General features: G+C 38.2%; 16 protein-coding genes. 11 read left to right on the top strand and 5 right to left on the bottom strand.

The genetic code is table 11. The annotated features are described in order from the left end of the window. The first annotated feature begins 16 nt into the window (after positions 1-16). From AC07YT_RS06275 to AC07YT_RS06265, 3 genes are all read left to right on the top strand, one after another. The gene (locus AC07YT_RS06275; protein WP_086545630.1) at positions 17-799 is read left to right on the top strand and encodes a DUF1223 domain-containing protein; all 783 of its coding nucleotides are present in this window, start codon (positions 17-19) and stop codon (positions 797-799) included. 10 nt (positions 800-809) lie between these two features. Further along, positions 810-989, top strand: a complete 180-nt coding sequence (locus AC07YT_RS06270) for a Rossmann-fold NAD(P)-binding domain-containing protein (protein WP_086545631.1) — start codon at positions 810-812, stop codon at positions 987-989. A 271-nt stretch (positions 990-1,260) separates the two neighbouring features. After that, on the top strand, positions 1,261-2,631 hold the full coding sequence (locus AC07YT_RS06265) for a YeiH family protein (RefSeq protein ID WP_086545632.1): 1,371 nt from the start codon (positions 1,261-1,263) through the stop codon (positions 2,629-2,631). A 67-nt stretch (positions 2,632-2,698) separates the two neighbouring features. On the opposite strand, the gene AC07YT_RS06260 is transcribed toward AC07YT_RS06265, so the two are convergent. Next, complete coding sequence (locus AC07YT_RS06260) at positions 2,699-3,298, bottom strand: GIN domain-containing protein (RefSeq protein ID WP_086545633.1); 600 nt, start codon at positions 3,296-3,298, stop codon at positions 2,699-2,701. Positions 3,299-3,619: 321 nt separating this feature from the next. Here AC07YT_RS06260 and AC07YT_RS06255 point away from each other — a divergent pair, with 321 nt between their 5' ends. Continuing rightward, positions 3,620-4,507 carry a sugar phosphate isomerase/epimerase family protein gene (locus AC07YT_RS06255; RefSeq protein ID WP_086545634.1) on the top strand — a complete coding sequence of 296 codons (888 nt, stop codon included), beginning with the start codon at positions 3,620-3,622 and terminating at the stop codon, positions 4,505-4,507. Positions 4,508-4,547: 40 nt separating this feature from the next. On the opposite strand, the gene AC07YT_RS06250 is transcribed toward AC07YT_RS06255, so the two are convergent. Beyond that, entirely contained in the window at positions 4,548-5,174 is a 627-nt protein-coding gene (locus tag AC07YT_RS06250; RefSeq protein WP_086545635.1) for a hypothetical protein, read from the bottom strand. A gap of 272 nt (positions 5,175-5,446) precedes the next feature. On the opposite strand from AC07YT_RS06250, the gene AC07YT_RS06245 reads away from it, so the two are divergent. Then, positions 5,447-5,935 carry a hypothetical protein gene (locus AC07YT_RS06245; protein ID WP_086545636.1) on the top strand — a complete coding sequence of 163 codons (489 nt, stop codon included), beginning with the start codon at positions 5,447-5,449 and terminating at the stop codon, positions 5,933-5,935. Between the two features lie 85 nt (positions 5,936-6,020). On the opposite strand, the gene AC07YT_RS06240 is transcribed toward AC07YT_RS06245, so the two are convergent. Then, entirely contained in the window at positions 6,021-6,230 is a 210-nt protein-coding gene (locus tag AC07YT_RS06240) for a cold shock domain-containing protein (RefSeq protein ID WP_086545637.1), read from the bottom strand. A 192-nt stretch (positions 6,231-6,422) separates the two neighbouring features. Then, entirely contained in the window at positions 6,423-7,562 is a 1,140-nt protein-coding gene (locus AC07YT_RS06235; protein WP_086545638.1) for a sensor histidine kinase, read from the bottom strand. A gap of 76 nt (positions 7,563-7,638) precedes the next feature. On the opposite strand from AC07YT_RS06235, the gene AC07YT_RS06230 reads away from it, so the two are divergent. After that, positions 7,639-7,770 carry a hypothetical protein gene (locus AC07YT_RS06230; protein WP_494945228.1) on the top strand — a complete coding sequence of 44 codons (132 nt, stop codon included), beginning with the start codon at positions 7,639-7,641 and terminating at the stop codon, positions 7,768-7,770. 27 nt (positions 7,771-7,797) lie between these two features. Here the strand turns inward: AC07YT_RS06230 and AC07YT_RS06225 are convergent, their stop codons facing one another. Further along, on the bottom strand, positions 7,798-8,523 hold the full coding sequence (locus tag AC07YT_RS06225) for a LytR/AlgR family response regulator transcription factor (protein WP_086545639.1): 726 nt from the start codon (positions 8,521-8,523) through the stop codon (positions 7,798-7,800). Positions 8,524-8,975: 452 nt separating this feature from the next. On the opposite strand from AC07YT_RS06225, the gene AC07YT_RS06220 reads away from it, so the two are divergent. The 5 genes from AC07YT_RS06220 (at position 8,976) to AC07YT_RS06200 (ending at position 16,317) form a co-directional block, all read left to right on the top strand. Further along, on the top strand, positions 8,976-9,980 hold the full coding sequence (locus tag AC07YT_RS06220) for an LLM class flavin-dependent oxidoreductase (RefSeq protein ID WP_086545640.1): 1,005 nt from the start codon (positions 8,976-8,978) through the stop codon (positions 9,978-9,980). 305 nt (positions 9,981-10,285) lie between these two features. Further along, on the top strand, positions 10,286-10,441 hold the full coding sequence (locus AC07YT_RS06215) for a hypothetical protein (RefSeq protein ID WP_494945227.1): 156 nt from the start codon (positions 10,286-10,288) through the stop codon (positions 10,439-10,441). A gap of 29 nt (positions 10,442-10,470) precedes the next feature. Further along, positions 10,471-10,938 carry a hypothetical protein gene (locus AC07YT_RS06210; RefSeq protein WP_086545641.1) on the top strand — a complete coding sequence of 156 codons (468 nt, stop codon included), beginning with the start codon at positions 10,471-10,473 and terminating at the stop codon, positions 10,936-10,938. 157 nt (positions 10,939-11,095) lie between these two features. Further along, positions 11,096-12,871 (top strand): aminopeptidase P family protein, encoded by a 1,776-nt coding sequence (locus tag AC07YT_RS06205; RefSeq protein WP_086545642.1) that lies wholly within the window; start codon positions 11,096-11,098, stop codon positions 12,869-12,871. Between the two features lie 680 nt (positions 12,872-13,551). Further along, complete coding sequence (locus AC07YT_RS06200; protein ID WP_494945226.1) at positions 13,552-16,317, top strand: DUF5695 domain-containing protein; 2,766 nt, start codon at positions 13,552-13,554, stop codon at positions 16,315-16,317. The last annotated feature ends 476 nt before the right edge of the window (positions 16,318-16,793 follow it).

Raw genomic sequence — 16,793 nt, 5'->3', positions numbered from 1 at the left:
AAAAAGAATAGAAATTATGAAAACACTAAAAAGAATAGCGATCGTAAATGTGGTTATTGTAGGGATAATAGCGCTCAGTGCATTTATTTGGGTAGGATCAGCCCGTGAAAAAAAAGCGGAACAGCCTGTTAATGGAAAAGGTTTTGCCGTTCTGGAGTTATTTACTTCTGAAGGATGCTCAAGCTGCCCGCCAGCAGAAGATTTACTGGCCCAAATAGAAAAAGAATCGAAAGGAAAAGCGGTGTACGTGCTTGGATATCATGTCGATTATTTTGATAACCTAGGCTGGAAAGACGTTTTTGCTAGTCCTGAAAATACAAAAAGGCAAAAAAAATATAGTGCCTGGTTAAATGCACAGGTTTATACGCCTCAATTGGTGATTAACGGCGCTCAGGAATTTATTGGATCTAATGAAAGTGATGTGAGAAATGCCATTAACAAACAGCTTTTGAATCAACAACATACAGCCAGTTTAGCCTTCGGTACCAGAAGAGATGGGGAAGTATTGAAAATAAATTACGAGGCGAAAGGTACCCAGGCTGGCGACGACCTTGTTTTTGCACTCGTACAAAAAAACGGAAGTACTCACGTACAACGTGGGGAAAATGCAGGACTTAAATTATCTCATGTTCAGATCGTACGGAAAACCTTAACCCTATCGCTAAAGAATACAAAATCAGGAACTGCAGCGCTGAATATTCCTAAGAGTAGCGGTGCCGAACAATGGGAAGTAATTGGTATGGTTCAGCATCAAACAACAGGGCTAATTTCTGCAGTTAATGTATCCGCAATTTTTTAATCACCATATCATGGAAAATCATCAAAATAACACGACCAACAGTTTACTTGTTGGATTGGCAACCTTAATGGCGACACTTTTTATGGTTAGCCCTCCATTCGAAAAAAATCCACAGCAATGTGAAATGGTACAAAGTATCGGAAAGAAAAAACAAAAAGGGCTTGAGCGTGAGTCTGACCCAATGGTATAACATCAGATCTAATTACCATTCATAAACAGAATTATTTTTTGAGGTCGCCATATATTTGGCGACTTTTTTAATTAAAAACAATACGCCCTACGCTTTAGGTATAAACTTAGCTAAAGGGATAAACATTCACCACGTCAAATATTTGTTACGGATAAAATCCTCCTGAATATTTACTTTAGTTCGATATTGGGCATCGTTTACAGTAAAATGGAGCTATATCCGTCATTATTTTTAGCATTGAAATCAAATTAACATCATAAATTAATCAACTATGTCGAATCGAAACAACGCAGCCGATACTACTAGAGCCCTAACCGATGCTGGGATAAGCCCAGACAAGAAAACATTTTTACAAGCGCTTACCGAAGATTGGTGGGCCGTTATATTGGGAACAATTATTATTGCCACTGTACTTTATTTAACCAGCAATGGTACTGTTATCAGTTTGCCTGCATTTAAATGGGCAAACAGTGAGGATCTTTTGGGTAAAATATTATCCGCATCTAACTTATTGTTGATTGTTGAAACGGGTGTCGTTTTTATGGCCTTAGCTTCGATAGCGATAGGTTTATCAGGGGGCAATGTTGCGCGGTTTGCTGGTGGTTTTGCACTCATTTATTTTTTAGCGATCGTTTCCTTTATTATCGGCGGTAATAAAAGTGTATCGTATTTCGGATTAGAATATGTGGTATTTGCATTGCTTATCGGTATTGCATTGGGTAACCTGATTAAGTTGCCGTCCTGGTTAAAAGAAGCTGTACGATCGGAGTTTTATATTAAAACAGGTTTGGTGATATTGGGCACCACTATTTTATCAGCCGATTTGATTAAGGCAGGTTTACCGGGTATAATACAGGCAATTATTGTCGTTACCGTAGTCTGGTTTTTTTCCATGTGGTTAAGCCGTAAATTAAAAGTTGATGATGAATTTGGTGTGATATTGGCTTCAGCAGTGTCTATTTGTGGCGTTTCTGCTGCAATTGTTGCCGCTGGCGCTATTAATGGTGATAAACGTAAGTTGTCTTATGTAACCACGCTGGTATTGATCATGGCGATCCCGATGATGATTATTTTACCCTGGGCAGTAAAGTATTTTCATATTCCTGAGGTAATTGGTGGCGCATGGCTGGGAGGAACCTTAGACACAACGGCAACGGTAACGGCTGCAGGCGATTTGGTTGGACCAATAGCTGTTAAAGCAGGTGTGATTGCCAAGTTTTCGCAAAATGTTTTTATTGGTGTTGCTGCTTTTTTTATTGCAATTTGGTGGGCCTATAAAAAACCTAAGGGTGAAGATGGCGTAGTCATTAAAGCAGAACGCCCGGGATTGAAAATTGTATGGGAACGATTCCCGAAATTTGTATTGGGTTTCGTGGCGGCATCTTTGGTATTTTCTTTTTTGTTATCTCCGGCCACTGCAAAAAGTGTTGCACCAACCTTAAACGGTTTACGCACCGTGTGGTTTGCAATCGCATTTATTTCAATTGGTATGGAAGCTAAATTTTCCTCACTGGTCAAACTTCAAGGTGGTAAGCCCGCATTTACATTCGTTACCGCGCAAATATTCAACATCTTCTGGACCTTGTTATGGTCGTATATTTTATTTGGTGGATATGTATTCCCTGTACCTGATTTTAAATAAAAGGGGGAATTTCTTCCAGCAAAAAAAAGCGACATCACTGTCGCTTTTTTTTTGTCTTTTTGTGCGGTTATTTCGCCAGGGCAACCGTTTGCAAGGTGTTTGTATCCGGGTTACTCATTTCCGTTGTTAGAGCAGCAAATCTATCCAGGTTTAGTTTTGGTGTTTTACCCATCACCAAAGTATGTTTATCAGTAGCACCACTCAATTTTAGATCGGCATTGTTTTCGATTACGGTATATAAACTTTCTGTATCTGAATTGATTTCGGCAACTGCATTTCCTTTTAAAAATACCTGAAGATATTTAACATCCAGTTTGCCTTGGGTTTTTACCACCGCGTGGTCAGATGCCTTAACCCTATAAATATTATTCACATAAAGCGTAATCTTCGCCACTTCTTTATCTTCTGAACTGATTTTTAATGCGTAGCCATCTTGTGTTACTTTCACTTTGCCTGTATTGTCATCATTGTAGCTAATGCCTTCTTTCTCTCTTTGAATTAAGGTAACTTCTACATTTCCGCTTACAATTACTTGATTGACGTTTTTAGGCGCAGAAACTTTACTTGGTTGTTTCTCATCGGCCATTACGCTTGTAGAGAAAATAGAAGAACTTAAAACGATAGCTGCTAAAAGCGATTTTGTCAGGGTTTTGATTGAGGTTTTCATAATGCTGTTGTTTATATTTTTAAATAATATTTTGTGATTGTTTTGTAGATAAGACGCCTGTACCCCAAAAACGTTGCAGCAGAAATGCCGCTATTATACCAACACAGCTTAATTGTCGACGAACTGGATTTAAAAACTGCCGAATGGCTGAGGTCATTATTGTATTCGATCAATAGGGGCCTTCTGTTTATTCGGTTTTCCTCAAAATTTCTATTTCTGTTCATGTAAAATCTAATAACCAGATTTTATATTATCTTTAAACCTATAGGAGCGGGGAATTTTAAGATTTCATTTTTTTAACCAAATGATTTGAAGAATAATATGAGAAATACGAAAACTACTTATTTAGCTTTTTTTACCTGCCTGATCTGCATCGGTTTTTGTGGTTTTATTTCCGATAAACAGTCCTACCCGCGTTTAGGTATTGTATCTGGTTTAACACAGGATAGTTTAGCTTACGTTTCGGGTTTTAAAATGATTGGCGAATCGGTTCCAAAGATGCTTTCGCCTGTTTTAACAGATGATCAGTTTCGTGACAATTTGAAAAAGATTAAAGCTGCAAAATGTAAAGTGTTAACCTGCAATCTTTTTTACCCGGCGAGTATAAAAATAGCTGGGCCAGATGAAGATGAAGCAAAGGTTTTAGCATATACCGAAACGGTTCTTTCCAGAGCGCAGCAAGCGGGAATCAAGTTTATTGTTTTGGGTAGCTCGGGTGCAAGGAGTATTCCGGCAGATTATAATATCGTTAAGGCAAAATCAGATTTTATTCGTTTGGGCAAAAAACTGGGGCAAATTGCCGGAAAATATAAGGTGACCATTGCGTTAGAGAATCTCGAAACCACCGAAACCAACTTCATCACCTCGTTAAAGTCTGCAGCAGAAATTGTAAGGGAGATTGATCATCCAAATTTCAGGCTAAATGCGGATATATTTCACATGATGCGTGAAGGGGAATCGCCAGATGAAATTATTGCAGCTGGCGCATTGGTTGCATTTTGTGAGGTGGCCGAAAAACAAAACAGATCATTGCCTGGTGTGATGGGTGACGATTTTAAACCCTATTTAAGAGCCCTGCACAAAATAAATTACAAAGGGTTCATCTTTATAGAAGGAAGCATCAAAAATGCAGCTACCGAAATGCCAGTTGCTTTTAAATATCTTTCTGCCCAGATTGCCGAAGTGTATGCGGAAAAGAAGACAGATTAATTATTGTCCTGTACCAACTGAAATAAGAAATATTATGCCTTTATTTTGATAAGGATACCAGCGTTTGCATACTTGATTTTTCTGCGGCCTGATCAATATTTGGTAAGCGCATTTTTGCAATGTTGGTCTCAACCGTTAAAGATGGATTTTCATTTTTTGCAAGTGCAGCAATGTCCCTCACCGTGCTCGATAACATTTTAAGCGTAATTAAAAACTGACGGTCGATATTCCTGATCTTTTGAAAATCAATGTTTGGATTAAAATGCTCCGTATTCGACCGCTCACTGTAATTAAACTGGATGCTGTCTAAAAGCACCAGTTTGTCTGTAATTTGGTTTAATACTTCGTCCGAAAGAGTTAGTCCTTGTATGCCTATTACCCTATTGTTTTTTACGAAATAATCTAAGCCGTTAAAGCTGATGAGGGTTAGGTTGGTCCTATTAATGATATATTCAGCCTTTGGAAGGCTATTTTTCGAACGGTTTTTGTTAAATGCACTGCGTTGGGCAGCTAATCGCTCAATCATATCGTTGCCATTCAGATGGGCTGTGTTCTCGAAAATATCAGCTTCTTTGGTTTGTTTGTTTTGAGCAAGAACACCAACAGATAAACAAGAAAATGAAGTAATTAAAAGGAACAATAGCGTGGTTGATTTGGCACTTTTCATGCAGCAAAGATATTTTAATAATTGCTAATATTAAACTTTTTGTATGTTTAATATTACGGTTTTAACATGTTTTTGGAATTTTTTTGATGACAAAAATCAATTTTTTATTTAACAGTTATTTAATGCTTAAGGAACACATCAAATTGTTCGGTTCAATAATTTAAAATTGAGGAATAGAAATACTAATTAAACCTTTCATCGCTATGTTTTTTGCGCTTTACAAATAGTTCAATACTTTTGATTTAGTATTATCCGGTATCACCTCATAATTGATGATCGAACTCGACTTTTTCTTTAATCTGCCTAATGGCGATGTTATGCATTTTCAGCTTATCCAGCTTTCGAGAGCTGAGCCATGGACTGTGCTTGATCATGATCAGCTATTGGGAAGGATGACAAAAGAGAGTGGGGAATGGAAACCATTGTTAGGCAGTTCCTTATCTGAAGCACTTATCCAAAATATAGGACTGTTTATTGATCAGCAGGAATATCAGAAATTACCGAATGAGATTAAATTGCGATGGCCAAAGCTTGTTGAGGAAATTATAGTGAAGTCAGATTCTGAATATATGGTCATTTGCAAACCATTTGTCAATTTCAGATCATTTGAAAAACTGTTTGAAAAATTTGTACCTCCAATGATAAAGGATGAATGGGAAATCAGCTTTAAAGTTTATAACCACGATTTTGGTGAGGATTTTACAAAGAAACTTAGCCGGAAGGAAGATAAAACCGGTTATCAACCTATTGAGAAATGGTAATCTTGAATGAGGATTTTAAATCATGTTAAATATCCGGTATTTAAAATATCACAGATAAATTCCTGATCACCCTGTTTGCTACATTTTAGGACGTTAATTCTACCGTACTCAGTAAATGTATTTTTGTTGCAGCAAGTCCCCGTGCGGTAAGCTCGATTTCAAAAGAAATCTCATCATTGATCCTGATTTCTTCCTGAAGTTCCATTAGAAAGAATTGAATTTTCTGCTCATTTTCATCTTTAATAATACCATGTCCACTATTTTGATTTACATAGCATATCGTACCCTTTCTCATTTTTTAATCTGTTTGGTTAAGATTTATACTTAATTCATTAACGAAGAATTATCTAAATATCAAAACGTCAATTAAGATGGTTTAATATAGTAATAATTCTGTTACATTAAATAAAAGAAAGCGATAATATTTTTCGTCGGAGTTGAAGATGTGTTTAAGGGAAGTTTTTCTTATTTCAGCTAAATTTAAATGTTAAACATGGATCGTTTGTTCGGTTTTTTTATCTTCAGATTCTATTGTTAACGCATTTAATGAAATACTGATGCTTAAAGTATAAAAACCTTCTTCGTCAATGCCAGCGGTCATTTCGGCATTTTGATGGTAAGCATATTTTAGCCGGTTACGGATATTATCCATTCCAGAGCCAAAGCCTACCTTACTTTTTACTAAGCGGGGTAAATTGCGGCTTTCGATATGTAGTTTGCCATCAAAGGTATAAACATCTATTGTGGCCTTATTTTCTATATCATTAAGGTTTCCATGTTTAAACATATTTTCCAAAATCGTAAGCAAAACAAGTGGAATTAATTTGATTTCACCAAGATCAGGTCCGCTGGCCAGTTCAATATAAATGGCACCCTGGGTAATGCGGTGCAAACCAATCAGGTTTTCACATTGCGAAATTTCCTCACTAAGATATACGAAGCCCTCATTATGCTGAGTGTTGGCGGCAAAACGCATCATATCAGAAAGATAAAGCATCACTTTGGCATCTTCAGGCGAGTAGGTGCTTAGTTTCTGGTGTACAAACTCAAATGTATTAAAAAGCAGATGGGGATTAATCTGTGCTTTCATAAAAGCATTCTTAGACATGGCCAGCTCCTTATCCATTTTTTCCTTATCAATAAGCATTTGAAAACGCTGTTTTTCAATACGGGATTTCTCTGCTTTTTCTTTAATGAACCGCTTTAAGAAATAATAACCTGTAGAAAAAAGAAGAAAGAACGAACCTCTGTAAAGTACCTTGGTTACCCTGATCTTAAGACTTGGTAATTTTCCAGGTAAAATGTTAGTATAAGTATTTAGCAGAATATCAACACCGGTAACTATACCCAAATAAGTCAGGATGGTGAGCATAACCACTAAGGGGACTTTCCATACTGCTTCATTAGGAAATGTTGTTGCTTTTTCCATCAGTAAAGCATAGGTGTAAAATAAGGTAATATTAATGGTATAATGAATAGCATAGTTTCCAAATGTGCCTAACATACCAATAAAATAAACAACCATAACGGTTTCCCAGATGATAAATACCGACCATGCAATTATGTGTATCCGGTATGTATACAACCAGTTTTGCAACATACTGTTGCTCCATTTTAACCTATTCATAAAGACTTATTTACTATTTGTGTAACAGTTAAAGTTATAAGGTGTTGTCGCCGCTAGTTTTCGAAAAAAAACGATTATGAAAACTCAAAAATTAGCCAAAAGAACACTTTTTGTATTTAAAAAAAAATATAGTGGAAAGTTAGGTGAAACCACCACCACCTCCGAACCTACCACTACGACATTTGTTACAAATACAGGTATCATTTAAAATTGTTGAATGTTTCATCAGTAGCCGTTATTTTTTACGGCTACTGATGATTAGCTTTTCAGCAATAAAATTTTTAAATTCATTATAATAAATATCGCCTACGGTAAAGCTAATGTGGTTATTCAGGGTAATCCGGTTGCCATCTACATACAAAATCTTATCAATGGCAACAATATAACCGCGGTGTAATTGTATAAAATCTTTTTTAATACTCAGCTGCTCCCGAACATCTTTTAAGCTTAAGTAAGCAATAATTACTTTTTCTACGGTATGTATTTTAATGTAATTATGAAAACTCTCAAAAGCAATAATATCTTCATATTTAACCATCACCGCACGGTGTTCCTCTTCTTTGTTTTTAACCAGAAAATAATCTTCGTTGGCTCCACCTGTCATTTCCTGTCCAAAAAGCCGGGTAATGGTGGTGGCAAATTTGGCATAGCTATAGGGTTTAAGCAAATAAGCATCTCCTGCAGCTTCAAAAGCATCAAAAGCGTATTCCTGGTGCGAAGTAGTAAAAATGAGCTTTCTGGTTCTAAACCGGATGGCCTTGGCCAGTTCCAGGCCAGAAATCTGGGGCATTTCCACATCCATAAAAATTACATCAACCGTTTCTGAGTTGGCCAGCTCTCTTAAAGCCGTAATTGGATCAGTATACTGCTGGACGAGCCGCATGTTTGGAGTATCCTCAATATATTTTTGTAGCCCCGCTAAGGAACTAAACTGGTCGTCTATGGCTATGCACTTAATCATCTTCAAAAAATCTGTTTCTCTTATAACGAAATTACGCCTTTTCGTACCGAAAAGGGAACTATCTGTACGGATTAATTTTAAGTCTTTTTCTTATTTACTAATTTAACGCAAAAATGTGTCAATTAAGTTTACAAGATGCAGGCAATAGCTACAATCCATAAAAATATTCTGGAATACCTATAAAATACACGTCACCATTAATGGTTTGGCTTACCGAATTATAAGTTTAATTAAGCTAAGAGCGCAGGTTCGTTCTTTTTGTTACAAGAATATACATACTCCTACAACTGTGTAGTCCCGACCATCTAATTAGCGCTCTCATTCTTTAGAATCTTCAATGGTTATCATCAGTGTATTGATTAGTGTTGGTTAAACGTCATATATATCCAGATAAACATGACTTGGTTTTATTAAAGATATTTTTGCAGCATAGATTTTTATCCCTTTAATTTATGGCTGATCACTTATTAAAAAACGTACCTTATTCCGTTCTCGATCTTGCAACCGTTTTAGACGGTTTTACTGCAGCAGATACCTTTAAAACAAGCCTCGATTTAGCCAGGCAGTCTGAAGATTTGGGTTATACACGTTACTGGTTTGCCGAACACCATAACATGGCTGGTGTTGCCAGCTCGGCAACGGCGGTGCTTATTGGTTATGTTGCCGGTGGTACAAACCGTATTCGTGTAGGTTCGGGGGGTATTATGCTGCCCAATCATGCGCCATTAATTGTGGCCGAACAATTTGGAACATTGGCATCTCTTTACCCCAATCGAATCGATTTGGGTTTAGGCAGGGCACCTGGAACCGATCAGGTTACGGCGGTGGCCATCCGTGGTGAAAATTTTAGTGCTGTTCATAGTTTCCCCAGAGATATAGATAAATTACAGCAATTGTTTTCTTCAGATAATAATCGTGCGAGTGTAAGGGCCATTCCTGGTGAAGGATTGGATATTCCGATCTGGGTGCTGGGCTCGAGTACCGATAGTGCACGCTTGGCAGCAGAAAAAGGACTTCCGTATGCTTTTGCCAGTCATTTTGCCCCGGCCTATTTCGAACAGGCCATTTCCATTTATCGAAATAACTTTAAGCCATCTGTATTTTTACAGGAACCCTATGTAATGGCCTGTGTAAATGTGGTCGCTGCCGATACTGATGAAGAAGCAGAACGTTTATCAAGCTCTGTAAAACGTATGTTTTTAGGTGTTATTACAGGTAAAAGAGAATTGTTGAAACCTGCAGTCGATGATATTAATGTGTATTGGGACCAGTTGGAAAAAGAAGCGGTAGAACAAATGTTGTATTATTCATTTATCGGCAGTGCTAAAACGATCACCGAAAATTTAGAAGCTTTTGTATCGAAATACGGTGTAAACGAGATCATGAGTACCTCACATATTTACGATCATCAGGCAAAATTACATTCGAATAAAATTTTTGCAGGCTTGTTCAGTTAAATCAAACCCATTTAGCCGGCTTCACACTACATTCGATGTGCAGAAATCTCGAACTGCACATCGATTATTGTTATTGTCTTAACACAGGCTTCATCTCAATATGCTTGCTTTGTTTATTAAATTTTTCTAAATCAATGAAGAAAGCGTTACTGAACCTGATGGTATAGGTGCCTAAATGTTATGTTATCATATAAAATGCCTTATTGATATGCCCGACCGTACCGTACTTTTACCCTTTTTGTACCTAAAGTATAGGAATTGAGGCTTACATTGATAACATTTGTACAGCCTATATTAATTTACCTATGTACTACAGTGGTGTAACTGTTGATGATGAGCAGCAACCATTTATGTACGCCATGATGATATTAACGGTAGATTCTTGCTTTAAATGTTATTTCGGTAAACCGATCTCCATAAAACGTTTGACTGGTAACATTGATACAGGGATTATGACTTAATAATCTGCCGATAAAAAATGAAATAGCTTATGATCGAACTTACATACCTTTTTAAACATGAATTTTTAGAAGACGTATCCTATCAGTTAATGCGGGCCGGCATGGAAGATCCATGGTTGGTGCTGTCTGGATGTAAAGTGTTGGGTATTATTGATGAAGTTGAAGGCAGCTGGATCCAGATTGTAGGAGGAGATATTCCTCCAGCAGCAATTGAAGGAATGGGGAAACTGATTAGTATGCAGCAGTTTAGCTGGTTGCCGAATCTGATTAAAAAACAGTGGCCCAATTATGTACTGGATGTGATTGTGGAAGATATAGACCGTTATGAAATAATTTGCCCTAAAGAAGTTTGTCTAAAACGGTTTCAACAACGTTTTACACTAGGTATCCACGCATTGGCCCAAAGAGAATCAGCTCTTGTTTTTAATGTGCGGAGCTTTCAGCAATCAGATAGTTATGAGGTGGTTAAAGCGCCCGCAATTGACCGGTATGTTTAATTCCTCTTTTTGTATTGGCGCTTAATATTTTTTAAGGGTAAACCAATTTGCTAAGGTCATCAGGATAGGCTACGTAATATTTGTATAATTCTTGTTTGTTTAAGTGTCAATGTCAATCTAATATTTAAATTTGGCCCGACAAAAAACCTTCTTCAACATGACCTTTGTAGAAAAATTGCAGGCCTTACGCCAATTAATGGCTGTACAAAAAGTAGATGCTTATATCATTACCGCGGCAGATCCTCATATTAGTGAATATTTACCCGCGCATTATAAGGCTATTCCTTTTGCCTGCGGATTTACAGGGTCAGCCGGAACGCTGGTCATTACTCAGTATTTTGCAGGGCTGTGGACTGACTCGCGATATTTTACACAGGCTGAAACGCAACTGAGCGGTACCGGTTACGAACTGGTAAAGTTGAAAGTGCCTCATACACCCGAGTACATCGATTGGTTGCTCCAGGTTTTACCAAAGGGTGCAAAAGTAGGTTTTAACCATCAACTCATTACGGTTGGCTTAGCCCTCGAGATGCAGAATAGTTTGGCCCAGCGTGCAATTGAGATTACTGACGTTGATTTTATCAGCACGATTTGGCTCGATAGGGTAGGGTTACCCGTAGAAAAGGCCTTTTTAATTGGCGAAGAAGCTGCGGGGCTTAGCATTTCGGCTAAAATAAACGAGGTAAGGGCTGCTTTAAAAATAAATGGGGCAGATTATCATTTCATTTCATCGCTTGACGACATTGCCTGGCTTTTTAACCTCAGGGGAAAAGATGTAGATTATAATCCGGTAACTTTAAGTTTTGCACTTATTGCACCTGCTGAGGTGAAACTCTTTATCGACAAGCAGAAATTATCACAAACAGATATCGATACTTTAAATCAACAAGGTATAACTTTGCACCCTTACCATGTGGTGGCTGATGCATTAAAAAACCTCCCAAAAAATGCACAGATTTTTATCGATCCAAAACGTACCTGTTTCGGCTTGTATCAGTGCTTGCCAGGTGGTTCTAAAATCATTTCAGGCATTAACCCAAGTACACATTTAAAAAGCCTAAAAAATAATACAGAAGTTAGTCATATTCGTAAAGCGATGTTAAACGATGGCATAGCGCTAACGAAATTCTTTAAATGGATGGAAGATCATTTGGGGAAAGAAAAGATTACAGAATGGTCTGCAGCAGATAAACTGGCCACGTTTAGGGCCGAGCAGACATCTTTCGTTGGTTTAAGTTTCAATACGATTGCTGGCTATAATGCCAATGGTGCATTGCCGCATTATAGTGTAACAGCAGAAAGCAATCAGGAAATTTTAGCTGATGGTTTGTTTCTTGTCGATTCCGGGGGCCAGTATTTGTATGGTACAACCGATATCACCAGGGTAATGCCCATTGGTAATTGTTCACCAACCCAGGCCGATGATTATACTTTGGTGTTAAAAGGCCTGATAGAAGGTTCAAAACTGATTTTTCCGGAAGGTACCAAGGGTTATCAAATCGATGCTATTTGTAGGAAACCATTGTGGGAGCACGCCATAAATTTTGGTCATGGGACTGGTCACGGTATTGGTTTTTTTCTGAATGTACACGAAGGACCTCAGAATATTAGCCCGGCTAATGTAGATGTTGCCTTTAAGCCAGGTATGGTAACCTCCATCGAACCGGGGATTTATCGTCCTGGAAAACATGGTGTGCGTATCGAAAACCTGGTTTTATGTATCCCTCAGGGCAATAGTGAATTTGGTGACTTTCTCACTTTCGAAACCTTAACCTTATGTTTTATCGATACCACAATCATCAATAAAACACTTTTGGCGCCAGATCAGATCGCCTGGTTAAATCAGTATAATCAAATGGTACTTGATCAGCTACAGCCACTTCTTTCAACAGAAGAGGTAGCATGGTTAAAAGAGAAATGTAAAGCAGTTTAATAATCCGCATCGGGATGCTGAGCTTGTTGAAGATCTTATGCTATAATGCCTTAAATGCCCTTATACTTTTTAATTGGTAATCATTTGATAGAGGAAAGCAATTCATGCATTTCAATTAATGTCAGCCACGCTTTCCGCTATAGTCCTCATTTCATTCGAAGCTGCCGCTGCAATCGCTTTTAGGTAGCCGATATAGCGATTAATAATCTGCGTGTTTTGCGCAATCTGCGGGAAGTTAAATGCTCCGGGTATTTCAATATAATCGTTGTGCCTTAAATGCCCTTATACTTCTTAAATGTTAATCATTTGATATAGGAAAGCCATTCCTGCACTTCAATCAATGTCAGCCGCGCTTTCCGCTATAGTCCTCATTTCATTCGGAGCTGCTGCTGCAACCACTTTTAGGTATATGGGGCTGTGCTGATGGGGTTGGCTTCCTCTCAGGGATTAATCATCTGCGTGTTTTGCGTAATCTGCGGGAAGTTAAATCTGAGTCAACCTATTTTGTTCATCTTGCTCGCTGCTATGCACTATCGCGCCTATCCGCTCCGCCTCAGGCCCAACTCCCCATAAATACACCAATTCTTTACCGATTTTGCGCTATTTTTAAGTTCGATGCCAGCTTTATCTTTTAAATTTTATTTTTGATTAAACCACATCCCTAAATCCACTTGGTCATCATGAATCGCAAACCACAAAAGAAGAGATCTTTATCTATAATAACTTTTAAAGCAATATTTTGCTGTATTTTACCTTTTCTAAATATTGAGGTAATTATGGCCCAGTCGCCATGGATTGCTTTAGGCAAAAAGCCATCTACTTTGGGCCTCGAAAATGGGTTCTCGACTTACCATACCGGAGCATTTACCCTAAAGCTCGTTAAGTCGTCCCAAACAGTGGCAAGTCTTCAGCCCAAAATGGTTAAGGATTTCGATTTTGTGCCCAGCGACAGTTTAAAAGTGCGGAGTTCAGATGGTTTATACCATTTGGGTGATATCAATTTAAAGTTACGCTACATGGGCGAAGAAAGCTGGAGAAGTTTCAGCACGGCCGCAAAACGAAGTCCCGTAAAAAATATTCCCATGGGTAAAAACATACTCGCTGCTGCAGATCTGGCTGCAACGCTTCCTGCTGATATTCCGTTACAGGTTAAACGGATCTGGGAAATGTTAAATGGAAAACTGGTGCTCCGCTTCGAACTCAAAAACAAGACCGATAAAAACATAGAAATTGGTGCGTTGGGTATCCCGATGATTTTCGATAATATTTTAGAAGGCCGCACATTGGAGCAAACCCATGCTAAAAATGTTTTTTACGATCCCTACATCGGAAAAGATGCGGGTTATTTGCAGGTTACCCGCTTAAGTGGTCATGCACCATCTTTGCTTGTTACGCCTTTAGGACATACGCCATTTGAAGCTTACAATCCGCTTAATGACGACCGGACACCCCGTGGAATTGCTTTTGAAGGCTTTTACGAATGGATGGTATACAGTAAAGCCTATGCCGAAAATGAATGGAAAAACGCTGAGCAATGGAACACCGCAACTTCCACCTTTTTAAAGCCTGGCGAAAGCCGAAGTTATGCCCTTCAGTTTATCCTTTCAGGAACAGCAAAAGATATAGAAAGTAAACTGATTGAAAATAAAAGACCGGTAGCGATAGCTGTTCCAGGTTATGTGCTGCCTAAAGATGTGGAAGGGAAATTATTTATCAGCTACCCTAAAAAAATTAAATCTATTCAGGTTCTGCCCGAAAACGCCTTGAAAGTAAGTGTTTTAGCCTCTACCAAAAATGGATGGAAAACTTATTCCGTAAAGGGAAATGCCTGGGGAAGAGCAAGGCTGTCCATTACCTATGAAGATGGCCTGGAGCAAACGATAAATTATAAAGTAATTGAAGCCGAAAGTGATGTGATTGCTAGTTATGGTAATTTTTTAACAACCAAACAATGGTTTAACCAGGCCGATCCTGTTTTTAAAAGAAGCCCTTCAGTGATTACTTATGATAATGAAAAACAACAACAGGTAACGCAGGATAACCGGGCCTGGATTGCTGGCTTAAGCGACGAGGGCGGGGCCGGATCATGGCTGGGTGCAATAATGAAACAACTGGTACAACCCAAAAAAGAAGAAGTTGATCAGCTGAAACAATTTGTAGATAGTGTAATGTTTGGCAGAATACAGCTTAAAAACGGCCCTCAGAAATATGGCGTAAAAAAGAGCTTGTTTTATTATGCGCCAGATTCACTCCCTAAAGATACTTATGCTGCAAATATCAATTTTAAAACATGGTCTGCATGGCCAAAAAAAGAAGCTGATAACCTGGGCAGGTCTTACAACTATCCGCATGTTGCGGCTGCCCATTGGGTAATGTACCGGTTGGCCCGAAATTATAGCGGCCTGGTAGCAGAGCAGAGCTGGAAACAACACCTGATTGATGCGGCTGAAACGGGTATGGCTATGGTTAACATTGCCCCTTATTATGCACAGTTTGGCCAAATGGAAGGTACAGTTTTCTACCTCATCCTAAACGACCTTAAAAATGAAGGATTAACAGATGAAGCAACCAGGTTAGAAAATGAAATGAAAAAGCGGGCTAATCACTGGCGCTCTTTACAATATCCCTTTGGTAGTGAAATGCCTTGGGACTCTACAGGTCAAGAAGAGGTTTATGTATGGTCGAGCTATTTTGGCTATCAGGACAAAGCAAATGTAACACTTGATGCCATCTTAGCCTATATGCCTGTAGTGCCGCATTGGGCCTACAATGGTAATGCCCGCCGGTATTGGGATTTTCTTTACGGAGGTAAGCTTTCGCGTATCGAGCGGATGATCCATCATTATGGTTCGGCACTCAATGCCATTCCTGTATTGATGGATTATCGTAAAAATCCCGGCGATTTCTATCTTTTGCGAGCAGGTTATGGTGGACTGCTGGGAGCGATCTCCAATATCACTCAGGATGGGTTTGCGCCTGCAGCATTTCATGCTTACCCTTCAACCTTAAAAAATGACGGCATTACCGGCGATTACGGATCTGGTTTTTTTGGCTACGCTGTTAATACTTCATCGTATGTATTAAACCATCCTGAATTTGGTTGGCTGGCTTTCGGTGGCAACCTGAACAAAACAGGTAATAACATCAAGGTTAAATTAACTACAGCAGCAAAATCTGCGGTTTACATCGCACCTGCAGGACTTTGGATTAGCCTTGACGCCGGAACCATTGATGAGTTAGATTACAATACGATAAATGGCGAAATTCGCCTAAAACTGAGCAAGGCAAATGCATATACACCTAATGCCATGATGAGGTTGCAGCAACCGGCAAAAGTTAATGGTATGGGTTCTTATACTGTAAAAAGCAATAACATGAAGAAGAGGGGAGGATATGAATTTCCACTTAACAAAGCGCACACCACTGACATCATTCTTCAAAAGTAATATCAATTAATCTACTCTCTCAGCCTCGTGAAATAAAATTTACGGGGCTTTTTTATGGTATCTTTATTTTGATATTCAGTAGGATATGAGCTTTATTTATATGTTGTATTAAAATATTTGAATATAATTAATTGTAATTAAGTTTGTTAAGTTGTGAAATATTGTTTTTTGAGCTTGTTGATAAGAATTTATATCATCAAAATGAGGCTATTTATAGTTATACTTTTACTTTAAATAATTCATTTTAATTTTTGTTAACCAAACTATTATATTTTATTAAAGTAATATTGTCCATTTAAATTTTAATCCATCATTCTCATTTGTAACGAGAATGAACGAGAAGGGCGATTTTATCGCCCTATCAACAACTCTTATCGCCACATTACAAATGTGGATTTCAATAATCTTCGCTACAAACGAGGACTATATCTTTCCGTGTCTTTTTGCTTCCCTGACTAAAAATTAATTGTGCTATT

It is taken from the genome of Pedobacter sp. GW460-11-11-14-TSB4, assembly GCF_059423705.1.
This window is presented reverse-complemented; position numbering and strand designations above follow the sequence as displayed.